The sequence below is a fragment of the Porphyromonas sp. HMSC065F10 genome (assembly GCF_001808555.1).
Taxonomy (GTDB): domain Bacteria; phylum Bacteroidota; class Bacteroidia; order Bacteroidales; family Porphyromonadaceae; genus Porphyromonas_A.
In genome coordinates this window covers 1-21593 of the sequence record NZ_KV793807.1, presented here as the reverse complement: position 1 = coordinate 21593, position 21593 = coordinate 1, and the positions used below count along the sequence as shown (strand labels likewise).

Below are 21593 nucleotides of genomic sequence, written 5' to 3'. Positions count from 1 at the left end.
TTTGCGCGATATTTGCGGGGTAATGTGGTAATATTGATCGAGTAGGCTACCCTTTTGATGCATCTCTTGCGGTCTATAGAGATCCTATATCTGCAAAAAAAAGAGGAGAATGGTCTGTAACCGCTGATGTATAGCAACTTACAACCATTCTCCTCTCTGTGGTCCCACACGGGCTTGAACCGTGGACTCCCGATTATGAGTCAGGAAAAGAGAGCTTATAAGCCGCTGAATAGGTGGTGTTTACGATGTTTTCGGCATATCCGTTGCGCAAAAATTGCGCAGTCACTTGCGCTTTAGGGTGCGTGTGGTGGTCTCTCGGAGCTCCCTCGGGCCATCTTGACGGCTCTCATACTTTTGGCGGGTGATCCAGTAGTCCCCGTCAGGTGCGTAGCTGTATACATACGTCCAGATGGTAGTCTCTCCGTATGAGGTCTCGGTCTCTCGGATCACCTCCCCTCGGTCGTTATACTCGCTGTCGAGCTGCATCGTCACCTTACCGGTCGCCTTATACGTATAGCGGGACTGCGTTACCCTGCCCTTATCGTCGTATGTCCACGCTATAGAGTAGTCATCAGCGTCCTGCTGTATCTGTTGCCCTCTCGGGACCGCACAACGCTCCTCCACGCCATTACCATCCTCGACAACACAGCTATCAGGCATTACGTTGTCGCCCTGATATATGTAGGTCTTAGAGGACATACTAAAATCGGTGTCAATGCTTATCTCATCCACCACCCGACCGATGTCATCCAGCGTAAAGCATACATCATAGTGTTGGCCGTCAAGGTCAGTGTCGGGTAGGCTGATCAAGGTCTGCTCACATACCTCGGTTACGTCTGCAGGCAGCCTCTGCTGATCTCTCCAGCTATCAGATAAGGTGTCAGCATTGCCACTTGAACAACTGCATACGAGCAGGAGGATGGATGTGGCTGTAAGTATTCTCTTTATCATATGTTACTTTAGTCAGTACGTATTGCCTTGGCAATGGAGAGCTGTCGGATAGGGTCCCCAAGCACTTTACTAGTTGCCTTTCCTTCCAGATCCGAGTTGGCCAAGATGCAATTGTAGTGCTTATCTCCGTCCTCATCCGTGGAGACGTAAGTAAGTTGCTTCGTCATACGTTGTCCGTCATCAGTGAGGATCTCTAATATGGAAATAGCTTCCATTTTGTACGACCATATCACCGGTTGTTGTTATTGGGTCGAGACTAATCTCATCACCTAAAGCCCTTAAAACTCACAAGTAAAGATAGGAAATCTCGCAAGATCTGCATAGTTTTTTTTGATAAAATGTTAAGTGCAACATGCTCTTATCACAGTAGGCGGATTTTGCGCGATATTTGCGGGGTAATGTGGTAATGTTGATCGAGTAGGCTACACTCTTGATGCCTTTCTTGCGGTCTATGGAGATCCTATATCTGCGAAAAAAAAGAGGAGAATGGTCTGTAACCGCTGATGTATAGCAACTTACAACCATTCTCCTCTCTGTGGTCCCACACGGGCTTGAACCGTGGACTCCCTGATTATGAGTCAGGTGCTCTAACCAACTGAGCTATAGGACCAATATCGCTGTGTCAGATCCGTGAGACCCCCGATATTAGCGCAAAGGTACGATTTTTTTCGCTCACTTCCGCTGCCCTTCTGACATCAAAAACCCCCTCGCAGACATAGGTCTGCAAGGGGGCTTGTGTTGTCGCCCTAAAGGGGCTTAGGAGAAAACTGTCTCTCGACAGCTCTGCGTCCTAATATTAACCTAAAATCTAATACTATGAAAAACACACTGCAAATGTAAGCCTATTTTGCTTGATTCGCAAGTTATTTTTTATTGTCTCAATCCTTACGGAGCAATTCGCGTAAGGGACCAGTTGCCATCCTCCTGTAGGAGGTAGAGGAAGCGGTCATGCAGACGGCTGGGACGTCCCTGCCAAAACTCGATCCGGTGAGGCGTCACCTCAAAGCCTCCCCAGCTCTCGGGGCGAGGCACCTTTACTCCCACCTTGAGCGCCTCCTTGGCAAACTCTGTCACGATGAACATCCGATTGGGGATCGGGTGGCTCTGAGGCGAGATCCGAGCACCGACCTGACTCTTGTAGGGACGCTTGGCAAAGTAGGCGTCCGACACCTCCGGGGCGACATGCTGACAGATGCCCTCGATGTGGATCTGGCGCTGAAGCTGGTGCCAGAGGAGGGTGAGGCTCACCTTGGGGTTGAGGTCGATCTGGTGCCCCTTGCGGCTCTCGTAATTGGAGTAGAAGATAAACTTGCCCTCCTCGGAGATCTCCTTCAGCAGCACCGTGCGGGTACAGGGCTGACCGTCGAGAGTAGCCGTGCTGACGATCAGGGCTGTCGGCTCGATCACATTGAGCCTAAGGGCATCCTCAAGCCACTCACGACACTTGTCAAGTGGGTCCTCCGTCATGTCGCTGTGAGAGAGTGAGCCAACGCTGTAGTCGCGCCGGATGTCCTCGAGATTCATCTCTTCGCTCTTATGATAGGTATCTGTCATTGTATTAGGATATTATGTAAGATTGGGATAGGCTCTTAACTCCGCCAGTAGCTGGGGTGAAAGAGTGAGAGTACGGTGAAGATCTCCAGACGACCCATCACCATAAGCAACGAGAGGAATACCTGCGTCACGCCGCTTAGCGATGAGAAGCCGCCATGCGGCCCGAAGACACCCAGTCCGCCCCCGGAATTGGAGATGCAGGAGACAGCGCTGGAGAAGGAGTCGGTCAGATTGTATCCCTCAGCGGTGATCACACCGGTCGCAATGATGGCGAGGGCTGAATAGGCGAAGAAGAATGAGGTGACCTGCACCACCACCTTGTCTGTGATGGGGGTGTTGCCCATTCGTATCGTGGAGACGACATTGGGGTGGACGCGCCGGACCAGCTCCTTACTGAGGTTCTTTGCCAACACCTCGAAGCGGACCACTTTCAAACCACCCGAGGTGGACCCTGAGCAGCCGGCGACAAACATGGAAGCTATCACGATCAGGGCAAAGAAGCTCCCCCAGACGGAGTAGTCGCCGGAGAAGAAACCAGTGGTGGTCCCTAAGCTGGCGATGGCAAAGAGACTCTTAAGAAACGCCTCTGCGGCATCAAAGTAACCCGAGTACCAGAGCCATATGGCACCAATGGTCGTCATGATGAGCACTAAGGAGAGAAACCAGCGGAGCTCGCTGTCCTGAAAGAGTCGCTTCGGCTGTCGCTTAACGATCGCGAAGTAGATCAGCGAGAACTGCGTCGCTCCGAGTAGCATAAAGGTGATCGCCACCAGCTCAATATAGGTGGAGTGGAAGAAGCCGATCGACTCGGAGTGGGTACTGAAGCCCCCTGTCGATACGCACGAGAAGGTGTGGCAGACCGCATCGTACCAGCTCATGGGACCGATGCCAAAGAGCAGGATGCAGAGGATCGTGAAGCTCACATAGATGACGATGAGCCACTTCGCCATAGTCCCGATATGGGGGTCAAACTTCTGGTGCGTTACCCCGGTCGCTTCGCTATTGAAGATCGTCGTAGCCCGCTGCCCTGACATCGGTATGAGTGCCACTAGGAAGGCGATGATACCCAGTCCGCCGAGCCACTGCGTCGATGCTCGCCAGAAGAGGATGCTCCTCGGGACGTCCTCCACCCGGCTGATGACTGTAGCTCCCGTGGTGGTAAAGCCGGACATAGCCTCAAAGAATGCCGCCGACGCAGAGGTGATGTAGCTACCCAGCAGATATGGAAGCATACCGATGAGAGAGACTAAGAACCAGCTGATCGTTACCGTCATGACTCCCTCACGAGAGCCTATGTTGGTATTCCCCTGATCTCTGCCAAGAAGGATTAGCAGTGCTCCCACAGCCGCATCGACACCGGCAGTGATGGCAAGAGGTTTTGTCCCGGTATCGTGCGGATAGTAGAGGGAGATAAAGAGGGCGATGACGAGGAAGGGGAAGAGCACCATACAGAGCTCGCCCATCGTCCGGAGGACAAAGCGGAAGTTGAGGAGCCGCTTCGTCGGCCGGTAGTCATCTATGAAAAAGTCTTCCCTTAGCATGGCTCAGCTCGGCACATTACTTAAAGAGATCATCCAGCTCAGTGTCGCTGGCATTGATATTGAAGACGAGGACGGTATCTCCCGGCTTCAGGATTGTGTGCCCCTCCACGAGATAGACCTCCCCATCTCTGAGGAAGCCTCCGAGAGTGATGCTGCGGGGGATCTTTAGGTCCTTGATGGGTGCTTTTGTGATGCTGCTACCCTCTGTGATGACGATCTCCAGCACGTCGCCATGGCCTATCGCCATCGTCTTGGCATCCGATATATCTATTCGGTGGAGGTGGCGGATGATCTTGCTGGCAGCGATGATCTTCTTATTCACGATGTTGCCGATGCCGAGCTGACTTGCGATGTCGAGGTAGTCGACATTCTCGATCTCTGCTACGGTGCGGGGGATGCCGAGGTGCTTGGCGTTCATCGTTGCGATCATATTGATCTCGGAGCTGCCGGTGAGCGCAAGGAATGCCTGTGTATTTCGGATCCCCTCCGAGATCAGGAGGTCGGAGTCGGCTGCATCACCATGGATGACCAGGGTGTTGTCGTTGGTTAGCTCAGAGATCTCCCGGCACTTATCCAGGTCCCGCTCGATGATCTTCACGCTCATGTCATGCGGCAGTAGCTCAGACGTGCGGAGCGCAATGTGGCTGCCCCCCATGATGATCACCTTACGGACATCCACCTTAGGCTGACCGCAATACTCACGCACGGTGTCCAGATTCTGAGTATTGCAGGCGACGTAGACGATGTCATTGGCCTCCAGAGTGTCATTTCCTCTCGGGACAAAGCTCTCCCGACCGCGGACAATCGAGATGATGTGGAAGTGCTTCTCGTCGAGGTCCGACAGCTCCATGAGCCGCTTCCCCAGCATAGGGGAGTGCTTGGTGATGCGAGAGGCGCATAGGTGGAGCCGCCCGCCAAAGAGTCGCCAGTACTGGCGTGTCCAAGGCAGGCGGAGGCCATTGTAGATCTCCTGGGCTGCCAGTGCCTCCGGGTATACCATCTCATCAACACCGAGACCATTGATGTAGGGAAGGTACTCGGGGAGAAAGTAGTCGTAGTTGCTTACTCGGGCGAGGGTCTTCTTGACCCCCATCCGATGAGCGATCATGCAGGTGAGGATATTGGCGCTCTCGGAGGGAGTCACCGCAACGAAGAGGTCAACCCCCTCCACGCCGGCATGCTTGAGCTGGCGGATGGAGGTGGGGTTACCCACGATGGGCATGATCTCGAGCGAGTTGTCGTAGGCAAAGTCTACCTTCTCCGGATCCTCATCCATCAAGATCACGTCGTGATGCTCCTGCTGACTGATCAGCTTGGCCAGGTGGGTGCCGGTCTCTCCGGCTCCAACTATAAATACTCTCATCGCTTATACTCTATCCAGGAGGCTCTCCACCTCAGCCATTATCCCCTCCTCATCGATGCCTACATAGGCACGCTGTATCGATACATCGCCATGGCGGATGTACTCATCTCCGACTCCGAGACGGTGGATCGGGATCGTCACCCCATGGTCGGCATAGTACTCAAGGAGGGTACTCCCCATTCCTCCTGCGAGAGCTGCGTCCTCAATGGTGAGGATCTGACGATACCGCTTGGGGAGCTCATCCAGCATCTCGGTGTCAAGGGGCTTGAGAAAGCGTAGGTTGATCAGCCCTATCAATTGCTCCCTCTCCTCCCTCAGACGCTCTACGACACGCTTAGCTACAGCGCCTACGGGACCATAGGTGACGATCACCAGATGATCCCCCACAGCCAGCTCGTCACTCTTGCCGATCGGCAGCTCCTCCAGCGGCGTGCGCCAGTTGCCATTGCTCCCCTCCCCGCGGGGGTAGCGGATGACGAAGGGACCCTCATCCCTGTGCTTATAGGCGGTGTACATCATCATGCGCAGCTCCCACTCATCGAGGGGGGACATCAGTGTCAGACCGGGGATGGCGCGCAGGTAGGCGAGATCATAGAGACCCTGATGGGTCATGCCGTCATTGCCGACAAGCCCGGCCCGATCGACGCAGAGGATCACGGGAGCTCTCTGCTCCGCCACGTCGTGGATCACTTCGTCCACTGCTCGCTGGAGGAAGGTGGAGTAAACGTTGCAGAAGGGGATCTGTCCCTCAAGTGCAAGACCGGCGGAGAATGTGACTGCGTGCCCCTCAGCGATACCGACATCGAAAACTCTGTCGGGGTACTTACTGAGCATATAGCCCATTGAGCTACCCGAGATCATAGCGGGAGTGATGCCCACGACCCGATTATCGAGGTCGGCAAGGTCGACCAGGGTTTTCCCAAAGACCTCCTGAAACTTCTCCGGTGCTCCATTTTTCTTATCCTTCTTTGCCAGCTCCCCGGTGCGGAGATCAAAGCGTCCCGGGGCGTGCCAGAGGACGGAGCTATCCTCAGCTGGCTTGTAGCCCTTCCCCTTGACCGTCTTGACATGGAGCAGCTTAGGGCCCTCAAAGTCCTTGATCGCTTCCAGCACAGAGACAAAGGTCTCGATGTCATTGCCATCAATGGGACCGAAGTAGCGCATACTGAAGTCCTCGAAGAAGTTTCCCTCATCGGTCATCAGTGCCTTGATGCTATTATTGAAGCGCTGAAGGTTTCGCTTCCTTGAGTCGGTGAGCAGATTGAGCTTTGAGAGCCCCTTTGCCCCTATGTTGCGGAGCTTATTGTACTCCGGGCTAGTGATAAACTTGACCAAGTACCGGCTCAGTCCACCCGTTGCCGGGTCGATAGAGATGTGGTTGTCATTGAGGATGACGAGGACGTTATTGTGTCGCTCGGAGACATTGTTCAGTCCCTCAAAAGCGAGTCCTCCTGAGAGAGCACCATCGCCGATCACAGCGATGATATGATTGTCCTTGTGGTCCAGCTTGCTGCCGGCAGCATAGCCGACGGCAGCGGAGATAGAGTTGGACGCATGGCCGGAGATAAAGGCATCGTAGATGCTCTCCCCCGGGTGGAGGAAGCCACTGATCCCGCCCCACTGACGTAGGGTGGGGAATGCCTCCCTCCTGCCGGTCAGTAGCTTGTGTGCATAGGCTTGGTGCCCGACGTCCCAGATCACCTTGTCCTCCGGTGCATCGTAGACGTAGTGGACAGCCACGGCGATCTCCACGGCTCCCATGCTGGCACCGAAGTGTCCCGGAGTCTGGCTCAGCACCTCCGTCAGGTAGAGACGGATCTCACGGCAGAGCTGAGGAAGCTGTGAGCGATCAAGTCGCTTGAGATCCGCAGGAGTGTCGATATGTCTGAGGAGAGAGTAGCAGTTGTCTTTCTTAGCACACATAGCCGTAACGTTATTCTTACCGCAAATATACCCATTTTGCCCCTTTCCCTTTTCTCTGTGGTAGAGAAGTGTGTGGGCTGCCATGACAAGCTTCTCGGATCGACCTCCAGCCTTATGTGCTCTGCTGCAGTCTCCACCCCCGCAGATGACAACCCATAGTAGCTACTATTGTTAACAAATGTGAGTGTGTGGCTGAGTGTTCCGGCGCTTTCGGGTGAGAAAAATAAGTACATTTACCGAGTCACTATCAAGTTAGACGTTATGGAGCGAGACCACCAAGAAATAAGCCTATTTGAAAAAGGGGGTATTGTACTAGCTATACCCGATGTACCTGACTCTGAGATTCCACTCGGGACTAGGGTTAAACTGATGGAGAGTGCGGGACTGGATGGCTCAGTAAAACCCGCTCTCAGAGCCGATGAGGACGCAATTGCCGACGCCATCGGACCAGACCACCGCATCGTAATCAGTGCCTACATTGAGCCAGGAACAGATGTTTTCTGGTCTTACACGTATAGCCCCGAGGATGTAGGAGCCTATGGGTACGGGAGGACCATCAGAGAGGTGAAGAAAAGTCTACTTGACGGGATTGAGATGGTCAAAGAGAGATATGGAGAAATGGATGATCAAAAAATGATGCCCCACTCCATAAGAGGGGATTATAGGGTAGAGTTTGACATACAGCCGTCACTCAGAGACTATCCGGACGATTTAGAGATCAAAAAATAGTCAAGCGTATCAGAACTATGGGAGTCAACCTTAGCCTTATCCTACCTAACGACTGCAAGGACATAATGGATAATGAGTATGCCCTTGCCTTCTTCAAGGATGCTCTTAATAGAGTTACGGCATTCTTTGGGGGTAGGAGAGAGTTTGTGACTGAGATAACTATTTACAACTCAGACTCACCTGAGTGGGATGAGTTTGAGGGACCGGAGTATAGCTTTACCATTCCTCTGATATCAGCGACATACTACCTGAACAAAGGGTACTGGGAGGTTTCTACCGGAGATCGATACGGCTTCTATTTTTGGCCATATCCTGGAGATGTGGATCGGAATGGAAATCCTTATATCGGAGCACGCTACAATTGTTTCAATGCAGCAAGAATACTGGGCTTTTCAGAGGGATGGATTAGTGATGATTACCACACCTGGAGATGTCTGGTGGGAGATGTAGATAGTGACTTTGAGACTTGGCTAAGATACGGTAAGGATGAGGAGGATGCGATAGTCCATGAGTATTCCATGAGTATCTTCGGAGATGAGTTGGGCGAGTACAAAGACTATGCTTCCAAGTACCACGACTCATTCAAGGAGTGCTTTGACTTGCTCGAGTCTTTTGAGAGGGATTATCCAGAGTACAGAGTTCTTTCGATAGGAAGTCCTGATAAGGAATTTGCCCTGGTCTCCGACGGAAACAGCATCTTTATGGTTGATGCCGACACTGGGATGCGTCTCTCAGACTTTCCCATTGAGAAATACCTGTCTGACCCTAATGGAGAAGAGCCTATACTCTTCCCCCGAGAATAAAAAAGGGGCGTGCCGGCTAACCGACACGCCCTTTTGTACTAATGGGTAAGTGCTAAGGGATTACTCAGCAGACTCTGCCTCGTTGCTCTCAGCAGCAGCATCCTCGCCCTCCTGCTCCTCCTGGGAAGCAGCAACAGGCTCCTCAGCCGGCTTCTCCTCCTCCTTAGGGAGCTCGAGATCCTCAGGATTCTCGCTGGTGACGATGACAGGCACCTCAACGGCGATATCCTTGTGGAAGCGGATCTTGGCGACGTACTGACCGATCTCCTTGATGCCGGGCATCTCGATCATCTTGCGATTGATCTCATAGCCCTGAGCCTCCAGCTCGTCAGCCACCATCGTGGTGGTGATGGAGCCGTAGAGGCTGCCGGTAGAGGAGGTCTTGGCGGAGATCTCCACCTTGGCACCGCTCAGCTTGTCGGCATGCTTCTGCGCCTCAGCCTTGAAGGCCTCGAGCTTACCAGCCTGCTGGCGGAGGTTCTCCTCGTGTATACGGAGTGCGCTCTCGGTAGCGAGCACAGCCATACCCTTAGGGATTAGAAAGTTGCGACCATATCCGGGCTTCACGTCTACGATCTCGTTCTTGAAGCCGAGGTTACGGACATCCTCTTTCAAAATAAGTTTCATATTCTGTCTCCTTTTAGTATTCTTGAAAAATGATTGTCTGACTCCCGGATTACCTCTCCATCAGGTCGGTAACGTAGGGGAGGAGGGCAAGGTGACGAGCACGCTTGACCGCCTGAGCGACGCGGCGCTGAAACTTCAGCGAGTTGCCGGTGATGCGACGGGGAAGGATCTTACCCTGCTCGTTGAGGAATCTCTTGAGGTACTCAGGGTCCTTGTAGTCGATGTAGTTGATGCCGGCCTTCTTGAAGCGACAGTACTTCTGCTTGTCGCGAGTCAGCTGGGTGAGGTAGCGCATCTTGGCTCTGCCCTTGTTGTATGTCTTCTTTGCCATGATATGTCAGTTTGCTTGGGTTACCGGATCTTTACTCTGCCTGTGCCTCCTCAGCGGGGGTCTCAGTAGCAGCAGGGGTAGTCTCCTTGTGGTTGCGACGACGCTTCTCAGCGTACTCGTGAGCAAAGCGATCCTGCTTGAAGGTCAGGAAACGGATGACATGGTCATCGCGGCGGAAGTTGATCTCGAGTGTATCGACAAAGTCAGGCTCTGCGTCAAACTCGAGGAGGAAGTAATTACCGGTAGATAGCTTGTGGATCGGGTAGGCGAGCTTGCGCTGACCCCACTCCTCACGGTTCACCACGACACCACCGTTGTCGGTGATCAGATTGGCGAACTTATCTACCGTTTCCTTTGTCTGGTCGGCAGACAAAATGGGAGTTAAAATGAAAACGGTTTCGTAATGGTTCATCTCTGTAACCTTATTAGTTGTGAGTGAATAAATGAATAATTCGGGTGCAAAGGTACCCCTTTATCCCCTCAATTCCAATACCCCAACGGCTTAGAGTGGATCAGAGATCTACCTGGCGGGCGATGTTGTCGCCGAGGATGCGGTAGCCGTCGGCATTGGGATGCAGGCCGTCGCGGAAGAGGGCATTGATGAGCTTGCCGTCCTCAGTCAGCCCCTCGGAGACGTCGATGAAGGTGGCTCCGGGGATGACGCTGATGAGCGACTCGGTCAGCATATTGAGCGGGCGGATCCGAGGCATCATATCCTTCCGGGGCAGCACCCCGAGGACATAGAGCCGAGCCTTTGGCTTCATACGCCGGATAAGGGTTGCTATCTCAGCGATGCCGAGGGCGATGTGCCGGTTGTCGTCTCCGCTGGAGAGGTTGTTGGTGCCGATGGCGAGGAGGATCACCTCCGGGTCGCAGTCGTCGAGCTCCCCGTGGGTGAGGCGCCAATTCAGGTTCTCTATCCGATCCCAGCCGAAGCCCATATTGGTCACCACGCGATCCCCGAAGAGCTTGCTCCAGGAGTCATCCCCGCGGTGGTGCTGCGATGCCGGCAGTCCGGACCAGTAGTGCATGATAGAGTTGCCCAGCACCAGTACGCTGGGCTTGGCTGTCCGATTGCGGAGGATCACCTCGTTATGCCGTTGCTCCCAGACGTAGGACGCTCTGTCCCTCGACTGCGTCACCGGCTGACAGACCCACTTCGTCGGTAGCCCCAGAGCCTCTCTCGCTTCCGAGGCAAGATCTTTCGCTTCTCCCGTAAGGATTAGGCGGGGGCGGGACTTCATCATCTCCTCCTTGGAAATGTCCTCTGGGACAGCGATCACCGGGATGTCCAGCTCACGATCCAGTCGAGCCGCACGGGTCTCCGACGAGCTCACGCCCCGCTCCGCCGGCAGGCAGACCAAGATCGGTCGCTCCTCCCGGTCGGGTAGCCAGTCGAAGTAGGCACCCTCGTCCACGCCCACCTGCAGTGAGGTGACCGTCACCCCGAGGGGCAGATAGAGCCGACAGCGGTCGCCGTACTTATGGGTACTCTTCGTCTCCGGCTTGTCGAAAGTAATGAGATCCCCCGCCACCATAGTCTCCCGACAGGGGCGCATCACTCCGTCGCAGTCGGTGGCGTAGAGGTCTACCCCCGATGAGATCGCCCCGTCGGCGGTGATCCGGACGCGGATCGTCGGCGAAGTGGTGTAAAACTCGACCAGTAGCCCATCGGAGCCGCTTCCCTTCCCTGCTCGCTCATAGAGACCGGCGTCGGTCGTCAGCCGTCTCTGCACCGGGCAGGGATCGGCATCGGCAGGGTCCATCCACTGCTGCGCCCGCACGACCGGGGTCGACAGCAGGATGAGGAGCGAGACAAAGAGTATGGATCTAAAGTAGGTACTCATATATAAATAGGTGTCTATCGTTGAGACCCACAAGGTACCTAAAACCAGGACTACATACCGAAGCGGCTGGTGTCCAGCAGCGACGGGCTCTTCACGCTCTTGTAGTTGCCAAAGGTGTAGCGGATGTCCAGACTGAAGTTGCGCCCGTGTCGACTGGGGACAAAGTCAAACTGCTGCACCCCTTGGTTCGCCCTGACCCTCGGCGATCCCTTCTCCAGGAGATCGTTGCCCCGTACCGTCACGCTCCACTTCTTGTCCCGGCTGACCCACTTCATCCTCGCACTCAGATTAGCCAGATCAGAGATGTCATAGATCCCCTGCATGCTCCCCGTGATATAGGATAAGTCAAGTCCGGCGGTGAGTCCGTTACGCTCGCTGAGCACAAAGTCATTGGAGAGAGAGCCAAATAGATAAGTGCGTCGGCGATCTACGGTCCCGACAAAAGGCACATCAAGCTTGATCCACGTGGAGCCGACATCCAGCACCAGCCGTCCCTGCCACCAATCAGTCTTGGGAAGAGGCGCAACCGCCGTCAGGCTGAGGTTATTGTAGTAGTGCCAGTTCCAGGTCTTGTAGACGATCTTCTCCAGCTCCGGATCGAGATACATCTGCTGGATGAAGCAGTGAGGGGCGTAGTTATCGCTGATGACGAACTGGTACTTCCCCCTCAGCACATAGACCGCCTGCGCATTGTAGGTGACGAAGGGTCTGATATCGGGATTACCCTGCCACACCTGGAGGGCACTTCGCTGAGTAGAGAAGGGCTCGCGCTCAAAGTAGGCGGGGTACTTCTTCTGAGAGTTAAAGGAGAGTTGCAGCATATCCGTCTGAGAGATCCTGTAGAGGAGGGAGGCCTGAGGCATCAGTCGGAAGGTCTCCTCATGACCGTAGTATCGGGCATAGTCCCCGATGAGAGTCGCATCAATGGAGAGCGCGGAGGTGAGCTGCTTCTTGACCCCCAGGTATATGTCCGCCAGCAGCTCCCGGCTCACCCGCTCAGTCGGGGCAGTCGTCTGCGTCTCTCCGGCGACGACCCAGTACTGCTGACGATTGGCGGTGTGGGAGAGGGAGAACTTGCTCCCGTACTCGATCCCCCAGCCGCCTCCCAGCCAGTGGCTATTGTCCACATGCGCACCCACGACCCGAGAGCGCTGTCCGTTGTCGAAGGCGAAGGCCTCACTCGGCGTTGCGTCCAGTCCGGTACCGTAGGTGACAGACTGGCTGTGGTGGTAGTCCGTATAGAAGGCGCCGACCATCAGGTGTCCGTCGTAGCCATACTCCACGCTGAGGTGGTGTGTCTGCCTCTGGGACTCTTGCTCCTGCTCTATCGGATGAGGGCGCTCAATATCCCTTTCGGTAAAGTGATTATTAGGGGAGAATGTGCCGTAGTAAGTCGTCGACAGGTCGTGCCGCCCCTTCCGGTACCCCAGGTCAAGGGAGAGTGTATGGGTTGTGAAGGAACTCTTCCCGACATTGCGAGTCCTTATCTCCGGTAGGGAACCAAGAGGACCGGTCACCACCGACTGATCGGAGATCTCGTCGCCGAGACCGGCACGATACCTCCCTGAGACGGAGAGTCCGCTCGGAGAGGTGTATAAGGCACTTCCCCCGGCAGCATATCGGCTGTAGTACTGAGAGGTATAGGTCCCAAAGAGCTGGGCTGAGAGCCCGGAGGTGATACGCTCTCGGGACTGGTGCTTGAGCACAATATTAACAGACGCCCCCTTAGCCCTATATCGAGCGATCGGTGTGTAGGAGATCTCCGCACTCGCCACCAGTGACACCGGTATGGACTTGAGCTGCTCCAGCAGCTGATCCTGTGGCAGAGACGAGGGCTTCCCATTCATCACTAAGGTAAAGCCCGACACCCCGGTGAGTACCGGCACGCCGCTCTCCTCCCGCATCCCCGGCAGGCGGCAGAGCATCTCGTAGGCGGTGGAGACGGGACTCTTCTCGAAGAGCAGCTCCACGTCGTAGCTCGATATGCCCCCCTCCAGCAGCTTCATCACGGGTCGCTCGGCACTCACCACCAGCCCCTCCAGCAGCTCACTCCGCGGCTCCAAGCGAAGGGTGTCCGGGAGCGTCGTCCCGACCAGGTCGACCATCAGCGGGTGGTACATCAGGTGCGAGATGCGGAGACAGCTCGCCCCCTCACCGGAGAGCCTCACCGCCCCCTCGGCATCCGAGACCACCACCGCAATGGTCGTCGAGTCGGGCGCCATAAGGAGGGCTGTCGCACCGGCGACCGCTTCGCCTGTGCTCTTATCTCTCAGCAGCGTGCGGTAGTCGGTAGCGAGACAGGTCAGGCCTGTCAGTAGTGTCATAAGTAGTGACAGCAAGGTTTTGGTACAAGCGTTCATAACACCGATATCGTGATGAAAGGGAAATAGGAAAAAAAGGTTTTCGCCTCAAAGATATACATAATCCCCCCCTGCAAGAAAAAAGAGTTCTTGACAGCGGATGAGGGAGCCGGAAAATACTCAGAAGTGGGTATTTAGATCCCCACTATCTTTAGGCACATTTGCAACTCAGAAGAGATTAGAGGATAATAAGCGTCATGAGACTTACACAGCTCCACACGGGAGAGACCGGCACCATCGTCTATCATACAGCTCCGAGGACCTTTCGGAAGCGGTTGCTGGAGATGGGGTTTGTCCCCGGAGCTGAGGTGCAGGTGATACGCAATGCGCCTCTCCTCGATCCGGTCGAGTACAGCATCCTTGGGTACCGACTCACCTTGCGCCGGTCTGAGGCGGAGACGATCGAGGTGTCACCCGTAGGGCCCAAGGCTGAGCCCGAAGCTGTCTCTCCTGATCACTTAGTCGGTACGCCCCCACCTCTTGTGGAAAAAAGTCTCCCCAAGACAAATGGTCCGGTGGCCAGTGAGGTGACGGTCGCTTTTGTCGGCAATCCAAATTGTGGCAAGACCTCGCTCTTCAATGCCGCCAGTGGCTCTCACGAGCAGGTGAGCAACTATGCGGGCGTGACTGTGGCGGCTGCCGTGGCGGACTACCGTCAGGGGGATACACTCTTCCACTTAGTCGATCTGCCGGGGACTTACTCCCTCTCCTCCTACGGGCCGGAGGAGAAGTTTGTGACCCATCAGCTCTTTGAGAGTGAGACCCCGCCTGATGTGATCGTCAATGTCGTTGACGGATCCAATCTGGAGCGAAACCTATACATGACGATTCAGCTCATGGAGGCGGGCGTGCCGACTGTTGTGGCGCTGAATATGTACGACGAGCTGAGGGAGAGCGGCACAAGGCTTGATGTCAAGGCGCTATCGAGACGGCTCGGTATGCCGGTGATCCCGACCATCGGTCGGACCGGTGAGGGGCTGAGGGAGCTCTTTGCTACTGTGGCTCGTCTACACCGGGAGCGACTTGACGCTGCTCATCGACCCACCGGGCCGAGCGTGAAGTATGAGGGGTCGCTCCGTCAGTCCATAGAGGAGGTGACCCGGCTCATCGAGTCGGAGACCTCTCTCGGTGATGAGAGTGCCTGGCTCCGTCCGGACTTCCTCGCCATTAAGTTGCTGGAGCAGGACCAGACGCTCAGGGGCTATGTGGCTCGTCGTGACCCCGCCGGCAGCCGTGTGCTGGAGCAGGTGGACAGGATCGTCGAGAGTCATACCGGGTCGGGAGAGGGCGAAGGCGTGCTTGAGCAGCAGCTGATCGACACCCGATACAGGCACATCCGGACGATACTTGACGGGATCTATATACGGCGGAGTGAGGGGCGGTCCACTCGGACTGATAAGCGGATCGATGACATAGTGACTCATCGCGCTTGGGGGTTCCCGATCTTCCTGCTCCTGATGTTTCTCACCTTTGAGCTCACCTTCACCCTCGGTCAGTACCCTATGGACTGGATAGAGAGTGGTATGGGGTGGCTTGGTAGTCTGCTGGAGCGGACGATGAGCGAGGGTCCCCTCAGGTCGCTACTGGTAGATGGTGTGATAGGCGGAGTAGGGGGCGTGCTGGTTTTCCTACCCAACATCCTCATACTCTACCTCTGCATCAGCCTGATGGAGGACACGGGCTATCTCGCCAGGGCCGCCTTTATCATGGATCGCCTTATGGCGATGATAGGGCTGCACGGCAAGAGCTTTGTGCCGATGCTTATGGGCTTTGGGTGCAGTGTACCGGCGATTATGGGAGCACGCACGATCGAGAGCCCAAAGTCTCGCCTGATCACGATCTTGGTGACGCCCTTTATGAGCTGTAGCGCACGGCTCCCGGTCTATCTCCTGCTGGTGGGGACCTTCTTCCCCCGGCATGCGGGGGTGGCACTCTTTGCCATTTACCTCCTGGGGATCTTGGTCGGGGTGTTGTCGTCGCTGCTTTTCTCAAAGATCCTCCCCATGGACGATGAGACCCCCTATGTCATGGAGATGCCGCCCTATCGGGTGCCGGCGGCGAAGACCATCGTGATCCATACCTGGGAGCGGGCGCGACAGTATCTGCAGAAAATGGCAACCACGATCCTCGCTGCGACGGTCATCATCTGGGCACTTGGCTATTTCCCCCTCGTAGACAGCTTGGAGACCCCCGAGGGAAAGGAACTGGTGGCCTCCTATAAGGATCGGGTAGGGACGGAGGAGGCGGCAAGCTTTGAAACGCTCACGCCGGAGCGACAGCTGCGGGTCATCTCGCAGGAGCAGTCCTATATCGGACGGCTGGGGAGAGCTGTCTCGCCCGTCTTTGCCCCTCAGCACTTTGATTGGCGACTCTCTGTGTCAACGCTAACCGGTGTGGCTGCCAAAGAGGTGGTGGTGAGTACGCTCGGGGTGCTTTATGTGGGGGATGAGGAGGACACCTCGTCCCTCTCGGAGCGGCTCCGTCTGTCTACCTATCCGGATGGGAGCCCGGTGCTGACTATCCCTACGGTGGTCGCTTTCCTTGTCTTCGTCCTGCTTTACTTCCCCTGTATCGCTACATTCGTCGCTGTGGGGAGGGAAACCGGCTCCTATAAGTGGGCGGTTTTTGATGCAGTCTATGCGACGGGTGTCGCCTGGCTGCTCTCCTGGATTGCCTATCTGCTGACGGGGCTACTTATCTGACCAGCAGGCGGCGGATCGGATCCCTCCAGTCCTCCTCATTCCTGCAGGTGTAGGCGACCATGCCGAGGGATCGAGCCATGGAGGTGTTGGCGGGTCCGTCATCAAGGAAGAGTGTCTCCTCAGGTAGCAGATTGCCCTCCTCGAGGACCCTTAGGAAGATCTCCCGCTCCGGCTTGCACATTCCCATAGTGTAGGAGGTGAAGACGCACTCAAAGAAGTCCGACAGCGGTCTGCCGGAGGATATGAAGTCCTTGCTCTCGAAGTAGTCATACAGCAGAGGATTGGTATTGGAGAGCGCCAGTACACGATAGTGTGGCGCGATCTCCTCCTCGAGGAAGGTGAGCTTTTCCTCACAGACGCGCTTGAGGAAGCCCAGAAGGGCCCACCGGAGCTGCTCTATGGTGATCTCTCTGTGGTAGGTCTCGGAGAGATGGTGCGCAAAGTCCTCCGTGCCGATCCGCCCGCTCTCGTAGTCGAGGAAGACACCGGTCTGGCGGTAGGCGTCCAGCATCTCGTCTGCATCCGTTACTCCCAGCTCTCTCAGTCGATCGACAGCTACTGATCTGTGGAGGTCTATCAGTACCCCTCCTACATCAACTAATACGTTCTTGATCATCTTTCTCTTTCATTTGTTCTGAGTGCAATGATAGACAAAAATGGCGAACTGCCCGGAGTCTCCTTCCTCGGGACAAGAGTTCCAAGCCTGTGGGACTGGAGTTCCAAGCATATGGGATTGTAGTTCCACCCCTACGGGACTGGAATTCCATCCCTGTGCCCGACTTTGTCTCCCCTTAAATGGCTACATTTGTCTCAAAGGAACCAAGCGAAACATTTTTTTCTTATGAAGACATTAGTTGTTGTGGGACATCCCCGTCTGGAGGAGTCTACCGTGTCAAAGGGCTGGGTCGAGGGTCTGAGAGCGATGAATGATCCCGACCTTACGATCCACTGCCTCGCTGATGCTTGTGGGTCGGGCATGACCTTTGACGTGGAGGCGGAGAAGAAGCTGCTCCGTGAGGCGGATCGGGTGATCCTGCAGTTTCCTCTCTACTGGATGTCTGTCCCCGGGGTGATGAAGTGCTGGATCGACCAGGTGTGGGGCGCCGGATCGGCAGCCGGTGGAGAGGGCACGCTCGATGGAAAGCTGATTGACCTCGCCACCTCTGCCGGTGTCCCCTCGGAGGAGGTGTACGGAGAGGGCGGGCTGCAGGGGCTCTTTCTCCCCATCATCAGCAGCATTGACTATGCGGGAGCAAAGTTTGGTCGCATATTCTCCTTCTTTAGCGCTGATGCCGAGGACGTCACTGAGCGGCTCCCGGAGAGCGTCGAGTACTACAAGCAATTCTGCGCTGAGTGACGAGCGATGAGCGGAAGTAAGGATAAGGTGGTCTACGTCTGCAGCAACTGCGGCGAGGACTTCCCCAAGTGGCTGGGGCGCTGTCCCTCCTGTGGGGAGTGGGATAGTCTCAAGGAGTTTCGCGTCCGGGATGATCTCCCGGGGGTGAAGATCCGAAGTGATCGCACGGAGGGAGGACACCGGCCGGTACCGCTCTGTGAGGTGTCGCCCGAGAGCGCTCCGCGTATGGACATGCGTGATGGTGAGCTCAATCGCGTCCTCGGCGGGGGGCTCGTCAAGGGGTCCCTCGTCCTGATGGGTGGTGAGCCGGGCATCGGCAAGAGTACCCTTGTCCTGCAGAGCGTGCTACGCAATCCCGACATCACCACGCTCTACGTCAGCGGGGAGGAGAGTATGGGGCAGATACGCATCCGGGCGGAGCGTATCACCGACGCCTCGGCGATCTCCCGATGCCTCCTCTACTCGGAGACGGACGTCGAGATGATCATTGAGACCGCCCAGTCCACTCGCCCCGACCTGCTGGTCGTCGACTCCATCCAGACCATGCGAACCTCCCGCAGTGACTCTGCACCCGGCAGTCTCGCACAGGTGAGGGAGTGTACCTCGGCGCTGATGGCTTTTGCGAAGCATACCAATATCCCTGTGATCATCATCGGCCACATCACCAAGGATGGTGAGATCGCCGGACCAAAGATCATGGAGCACTTGGTCGACACCGTCCTCCGCTTTGAGGGCGACAGAAACCATCAGTATAGGATCCTCAGGTCTCTGAAAAATCGCTTCGGAAACACCTCTGAGATTGGCCTCTACGAGATGAAGCAGGAGGGGCTGCGGCAGGTGACCAATCCCTCCGAGATGCTACTCTCCGGGAGCGACCACAGCCTCAGCGGGATCTGCATCGGTGTGACCATGGAGGGGATCCGCCCACTCTTAGTGGAGACTCAGGCATTGGTCTCCTCAGCAGTCTACAATTATCCTCAGCACGCTGCCACGGGGACAGACCTCCGCCGTGCGAACATGCTCCTTGCAGTGCTGGAGAAGCGAGCAAATTTTAAGCTTGTGCAGAAGGATGTCTTCCTCAATATCGCCGGAGGGCTCTACATCACCGACCCGGGTATCGACCTCGCCATCCTCTCTGCCGTGCTCTCCTCCAGCCTTGACCTGCCGATCAGTCGAGAGATTTGCGTCACCGGTGAGGTAGGCCTGAGCGGTGAGGTGCGCGCTGTGTCTCGTATCACTCAGCGTGTCGCTGAAGCGGAGAAGATCGGCTTCCGCCAGATCATCATCCCTCAGGACAATGCCAAGAGCCTTGATCTGAGCAGGAGCTCCTCCATAAGAGTCGTGCCGGTCAGTCGGGTGGATGAGGCCTTTAGATACCTATTTAAGTCGTAATGGATCGTCGTCTCATCGCTAATCCTCTCGCTCGTCCGCTCTACGTGATGGCGAAGCCGGCCGGGTCGCTCTGCAACCTCGCCTGCACCTATTGCTATTATCTTGAGAAGAAAGAACTCTACCGAGACGTGGCATCACCTCAGAGCCAGCAGATGAGCGATGAGGTGCTGGAGCGGTATGTGCGAGAGTACATCGGTAGCCAGTCAACTGAGGAGGTGGTCTTTACCTGGCACGGGGGTGAGGCGCTTTTGCGTCCCCTCTCTTTTTATCAAAAGGCGGTTCGGCTCCAGCGCAAGTATGCCGGAGGGCACCGCATCATCAATACGCTTCAGACCAATGGCACTCTGCTCAATAATGAGTGGTGCCGATTCTTCAAGGCTAACCACTTCCTCATCGGTATATCCCTTGACGGAGAGCGTACTTACCACGATGCTCTAAGGCGCACCCCGAGCGACAAGCCCTCCTTTGATCGCGTGATGCGTGGAGTGCGGCTGCTGCAGAGGCACGGGGTGGACTTCAATATCCTCGCCGTCGTCAATGCGCTCAATGCCGATGACCCCGAGGGGTTTTACTCTTTCTTCAAGTCCATCGGCTGCCACTACATACAGTTTGCCCCCATCGTGGAGAGGTACCATGCGAATGGTCGCTTGGCGACTGTCGGGGAGCCTGACGAAGAGAGTCGGTTGTCCTCCTTCTCCGTCAGCCCGGAGCAGTGGGGCGACTTCCTCTGCGGTCTCTTTGATGTCTGGGTGAGGGACGGAGTGGGGGAGTACTTCATACAGATCTTTGATGCCACGCTCGCCAATTGGATGGGCGTCCAGCCGGGCGTCTGCACGATGGCGAAGTACTGCGGTCACGCCGGCGTGATGGAGTATAATGGGGATGTCTACAGCTGCGATCACTTCGTCTTCCCGCAGTACAAGCTGGGAAATATCCGCTCAAGCACGCTGATAGAGATGATGTACAGCCCGAGGCAACAGCGGTTTGGGCGAGATAAGTACGATGCGCTGCCGAGGCAGTGCCGGGAGTGTCCCTACCTCTTTGCCTGCTGGGGCGAGTGTCCCAAGAACCGCTTTATCAAGGACGAGTACGGAGAGCCGGGGCTCAATTACCTTTGCCGAGGGTTTTACAAGTTCTTTGACCACGTCGCGCCCTATATGGACTATATGCGGAGTCAGCTGGAGCAGGAGCAACCCCCTGCCGCAATCATGGATCTCCTCCGCTGCGACCCCCACCACTTCGATGATAAGTAAAGAAGCAAAAGAGCTCAGGCGGTGATCCGTCTGAGCTCTTTGTCGTTGACAGTAGCGAGAATGGGGCACGATCCCATGACCTCAGGATTATGAATCCTGCGCTCTAACCAGCTGAGCTACCTCGCCATCCTTGTTTGTGGTCGCAAAGGTACGAAATTTTGCCTGCCTGGCAAGCCCTAAATACGCTTTCTTCTAAGCAGACGCATCGGTCAATCCGCTTTAGCCCATTGCCCCGTTGGTAGAGCACACTCCCGCTGTTATGTAGCCGCCACACCTTTCTATGCCCCTTACCGGTCTCTCGCGATGTCATCTATGACCCTCTTTGTTGCCCCCCATTTCTCATCTGCCCTCGTGTCCCCTGCCGGAGGCTTGATCTAATACCGGTAAAAGAATTCTCTAATACCGATATTAGTCGTCACTAATATCGGTATTAGAGTTCGCTCAGAGGGAGCAGGGTATATACCTTAAGAATCAGACGATCCCTGGACCTGATGTGGCCTAAGGCTCTGTCTGCATGGAGAGTGTCTCGCTCCCAGGCTATTACGATGATCTGTGTGTCTTGCCCTACCGCTTGGGGTCAGGGGTGACGCATTTGAGGAATGGGCTCACAGCTTGATAGATAGCAACTCGGAGGGCTTCAGAGTGGCGTTGGTTCGGAATTGGGTAATGAGTCTTTTGCCGCTCTTTTCCTTCATTTTGTCGACAAAGAAGAGAGCTATTTTAGACATAATATTGAAGTTCTTTGCCTCGTTATTCTTCATCTTAAGCTGCCGGTCCTCAAGCATCAACACGTCTAGTGTGTGCTGAAGGTGATTCTCTATTGACCAGTGAGCCCTTATGAGGTCAAACACCTTCCCGGG

18 protein-coding genes, 2 tRNA genes and 1 pseudogene are annotated in these 21593 nt (G+C 55.6%); 6 read left to right on the top strand and 15 right to left on the bottom strand.

What is annotated here, in order from left to right; genetic code table 11:
- Positions 1-282: 282 nt before the first annotated feature.
- From HMPREF2890_RS08320 to dxs, 7 genes are all read right to left on the bottom strand, one after another.
- Positions 283-951 carry a hypothetical protein gene (locus HMPREF2890_RS08320; protein ID WP_148130732.1) on the bottom strand — a complete coding sequence of 223 codons (669 nt, stop codon included), beginning with the start codon at positions 949-951 and terminating at the stop codon, positions 283-285.
- An 8-nt stretch (positions 952-959) separates the two neighbouring features.
- On the bottom strand, positions 960-1166 hold the full coding sequence (locus HMPREF2890_RS08315; RefSeq protein ID WP_148130731.1) for a hypothetical protein: 207 nt from the start codon (positions 1164-1166) through the stop codon (positions 960-962).
- A 321-nt stretch (positions 1167-1487) separates the two neighbouring features.
- Positions 1488-1561 (bottom strand) — tRNA-Ile (locus tag HMPREF2890_RS08310).
- 275 nt (positions 1562-1836) lie between these two features.
- Positions 1837-2505, bottom strand: a complete 669-nt coding sequence (gene pdxH / locus HMPREF2890_RS08305; RefSeq protein WP_070467552.1) for a pyridoxamine 5'-phosphate oxidase — start codon at positions 2503-2505, stop codon at positions 1837-1839.
- 35 nt (positions 2506-2540) lie between these two features.
- Positions 2541-4046 (bottom strand): TrkH family potassium uptake protein, encoded by a 1506-nt coding sequence (locus tag HMPREF2890_RS08300; protein ID WP_083289911.1) that lies wholly within the window; start codon positions 4044-4046, stop codon positions 2541-2543.
- Between the two features lie 16 nt (positions 4047-4062).
- Positions 4063-5409: a Trk system potassium transporter TrkA gene (trkA, locus tag HMPREF2890_RS08295; protein ID WP_070467549.1), complete on the bottom strand. Its 1347-nt coding sequence runs from the start codon at positions 5407-5409 to the stop codon at positions 4063-4065.
- A 3-nt stretch (positions 5410-5412) separates the two neighbouring features.
- Positions 5413-7332, bottom strand: a complete 1920-nt coding sequence (dxs, locus tag HMPREF2890_RS08290; protein WP_070467546.1) for a 1-deoxy-D-xylulose-5-phosphate synthase — start codon at positions 7330-7332, stop codon at positions 5413-5415.
- Between the two features lie 261 nt (positions 7333-7593).
- On the opposite strand from dxs, the gene HMPREF2890_RS08285 reads away from it, so the two are divergent.
- On the top strand, positions 7594-8061 hold the full coding sequence (locus tag HMPREF2890_RS08285; RefSeq protein ID WP_148130730.1) for a hypothetical protein: 468 nt from the start codon (positions 7594-7596) through the stop codon (positions 8059-8061).
- A gap of 17 nt (positions 8062-8078) precedes the next feature.
- Positions 8079-8864: a hypothetical protein gene (locus HMPREF2890_RS08280; protein ID WP_070467540.1), complete on the top strand. Its 786-nt coding sequence runs from the start codon at positions 8079-8081 to the stop codon at positions 8862-8864.
- A 60-nt stretch (positions 8865-8924) separates the two neighbouring features.
- Here HMPREF2890_RS08280 and rplI read toward each other — a convergent pair whose 3' ends face one another.
- From rplI to HMPREF2890_RS08255, 5 genes are all read right to left on the bottom strand, one after another.
- Positions 8925-9491: a 50S ribosomal protein L9 gene (gene rplI / locus HMPREF2890_RS08275; RefSeq protein ID WP_070467537.1), complete on the bottom strand. Its 567-nt coding sequence runs from the start codon at positions 9489-9491 to the stop codon at positions 8925-8927.
- Positions 9492-9540: 49 nt separating this feature from the next.
- A complete protein-coding gene (gene rpsR / locus HMPREF2890_RS08270; protein ID WP_018107163.1) occupies positions 9541-9822 on the bottom strand; it encodes a 30S ribosomal protein S18 in 282 nt (93 codons plus the stop codon).
- Between the two features lie 31 nt (positions 9823-9853).
- A complete protein-coding gene (rpsF, locus tag HMPREF2890_RS08265; RefSeq protein ID WP_070467534.1) occupies positions 9854-10234 on the bottom strand; it encodes a 30S ribosomal protein S6 in 381 nt (126 codons plus the stop codon).
- A 100-nt stretch (positions 10235-10334) separates the two neighbouring features.
- Positions 10335-11669: a GDSL-type esterase/lipase family protein gene (locus HMPREF2890_RS08260; protein WP_070467530.1), complete on the bottom strand. Its 1335-nt coding sequence runs from the start codon at positions 11667-11669 to the stop codon at positions 10335-10337.
- Between the two features lie 50 nt (positions 11670-11719).
- Complete coding sequence (locus tag HMPREF2890_RS08255) at positions 11720-13993, bottom strand: outer membrane beta-barrel protein (RefSeq protein ID WP_246825378.1); 2274 nt, start codon at positions 13991-13993, stop codon at positions 11720-11722.
- 233 nt (positions 13994-14226) lie between these two features.
- Between HMPREF2890_RS08255 and feoB the strand changes: the two genes are divergently transcribed.
- Positions 14227-16731, top strand: a complete 2505-nt coding sequence (feoB, locus tag HMPREF2890_RS08250; protein ID WP_070467524.1) for a ferrous iron transport protein B — start codon at positions 14227-14229, stop codon at positions 16729-16731.
- Here feoB and HMPREF2890_RS08245 read toward each other — a convergent pair.
- Positions 16724-17347: an HAD family hydrolase gene (locus HMPREF2890_RS08245; protein WP_070467521.1), complete on the bottom strand. Its 624-nt coding sequence runs from the start codon at positions 17345-17347 to the stop codon at positions 16724-16726. The two genes, feoB and HMPREF2890_RS08245, sit on opposite strands and share 8 nt — an antisense overlap.
- Before the next feature lie 225 nt (positions 17348-17572).
- On the opposite strand from HMPREF2890_RS08245, the gene HMPREF2890_RS08240 reads away from it, so the two are divergent.
- The 3 genes from HMPREF2890_RS08240 to HMPREF2890_RS08230 are packed head-to-tail and all read left to right on the top strand — an operon-like array spanning position 17573 to position 20733.
- Positions 17573-18088 (top strand): NAD(P)H-dependent oxidoreductase, encoded by a 516-nt coding sequence (locus HMPREF2890_RS08240; RefSeq protein ID WP_070467518.1) that lies wholly within the window; start codon positions 17573-17575, stop codon positions 18086-18088.
- Positions 18089-18094: 6 nt separating this feature from the next.
- Complete coding sequence (gene radA / locus HMPREF2890_RS08235) at positions 18095-19480, top strand: DNA repair protein RadA (protein ID WP_070467515.1); 1386 nt, start codon at positions 18095-18097, stop codon at positions 19478-19480.
- Positions 19480-20733, top strand: coding sequence for an anaerobic sulfatase-maturation protein (locus HMPREF2890_RS08230; RefSeq protein WP_070467512.1), 1254 nt, complete (start codon positions 19480-19482; stop codon positions 20731-20733). The genes radA and HMPREF2890_RS08230 overlap by 1 nt, the downstream gene beginning before the upstream one ends.
- Before the next feature lie 52 nt (positions 20734-20785).
- Here the strand turns inward: HMPREF2890_RS08230 and HMPREF2890_RS08225 are convergent.
- A tRNA-Met gene (locus HMPREF2890_RS08225) sits at positions 20786-20859 on the bottom strand.
- 479 nt (positions 20860-21338) lie between these two features.
- Positions 21339-21593 (bottom strand): annotated as a pseudogene (locus HMPREF2890_RS08220) (ISAs1 family transposase); the annotation flags it as partial.